Source organism: Micrococcus sp. LASM2_SD2, assembly GCF_057364565.1.
Genome location: NZ_JBNFOB010000372.1, coordinates 1 through 1,395 on the forward strand (window position 1 = coordinate 1; position 1,395 = coordinate 1,395).

The following is a 1,395-nucleotide window of genomic DNA, read 5'->3' on the forward strand; positions in this document are numbered from 1 at the left end:
CCGGCGGCGGCTCCCGCCGTGACCAGGCCGCCCGCGAGGCCCGTGCCCGTGCGGAGGAGCGCGCCGCCGAGGACGCCAAGCCGGTGTCCAACTCGGTGGGCGACGCCTTCCCGGCCGACCTCAAGAAGATGGCCCAGGAGGCCCCGAAGCAGGGCGCCCCGTCCGAGGAGGCCCCGAAGAAGGCCGCTCCGAAGGCGCCTGCCAAGGAGCAGCCGGCCAAGCCCGCCGCCAAGGCCCCGGCCAAGGAGTCCGCACCGAAGCCGGCCGCGAAGCCGAAGCCCGCCGCCGCGCCCAAGCCGGTTGCGAAGCCGAAGCCGATGGCGGCCCCGCCGAAGCCCGCCGCCCCCAAGGGCGGAGCCTCGGCCCCGAAGCCCGGGCCCCGCAAGGCCTGACCCGGACTGCCCCGTGCCCGGCACGGGGGTCAGAACCGCACAGCTCGTCCGCAACCGGCCGAGTGAACCCAGCACCGTGCGCCTCACCGCAGGGCGAGGCGCACGGCGACGAAGAAGGAGAACGGCAGCCATGCCGAAGATGAAGACCCACAGCGGCGCCAAGAAGCGCTTCCGCGTGACCGGCTCCGGCAAGCTGATGCGTCAGCAGGCCAACCGCCGCCACTACCTGGAGCACAAGTCCTCCCGCCTGACCCGTCGTCTGGCCTCGGACAAGATGGTCTCCAAGGGCAGCGTGAAGACCATCAAGCGGATGCTGGGCATCTGAGCCACTGAGCACACCCTCGGTGCCGTGGCACCGGAACACTTCCTCCCGGAGCGGCGCATGGAGCGCCCCGGGACCAGACAGATAGGAGCACACACGTGGCACGTGTGAAGCGGGCAGTGAATGCCCACAAGAAGCGTCGTACGATGCTGGACCGCGCCTCCGGCTACCGCGGTCAGCGTTCTCGCCTGTACCGCAAGGCGAAGGAGCAGCTGCTCCACTCGTTCACCTACAACTACCAGCACCGCCACAAGCGCAAGGGCGACTTCCGCAAGCTGTGGATCACCCGCATCAACGCTGCGGCCCGTGCCAACGGCATGACCTACAACCGCTTCATGCAGGGCCTGAAGCTGGCCGGTGTGGAGCTGGACCGCCGCATGCTCGCCGAGATCGCCGTCTCCGACGCCGCCACCTTCACCGCCCTGGTGGAGACCGCCCGCAAGGCGCTGCCGGCCGACGTGAACGCCCCGGCGGCCTCCCGCTGATCCAGCGCGGACACGCCGGATCCGGTGAGAGCCGGACCCGGCCGCACACCATGACCGGACGCCCCGACCAGGACGTGATGACGAACCCGCGCGCGAGCGCGTGCGGTCCGTCGCCCGCCTGGCGGGGGCGTTCGGCGCGTCTGAGGGCCGGTGCCTTCCTGGTGGAGGGGCCGCAGGGCTGCCGCGAGGCGCTGCG

2 protein-coding genes and 1 pseudogene are annotated in these 1,395 nt (G+C 71.8%); all 3 read left to right on the forward strand.

The features are described 5' to 3' along the window. Positions 1 to 392 (forward strand): annotated as a pseudogene (locus AC2W7A_RS12450) (hypothetical protein); the annotation flags it as partial. 130 nt (positions 393 to 522) lie between these two features. After that, positions 523 to 717, forward strand: a complete 195-nt coding sequence (rpmI, locus tag AC2W7A_RS12455) for a 50S ribosomal protein L35 (RefSeq protein ID WP_485991616.1) — start codon at positions 523 to 525, stop codon at positions 715 to 717. Between the two features lie 95 nt (positions 718 to 812). Next, positions 813 to 1,199: a 50S ribosomal protein L20 gene (gene rplT, locus AC2W7A_RS12460; RefSeq protein WP_067191895.1), complete on the forward strand. Its 387-nt coding sequence runs from the start codon at positions 813 to 815 to the stop codon at positions 1,197 to 1,199. The last annotated feature ends 196 nt before the right edge of the window (positions 1,200 to 1,395 follow it).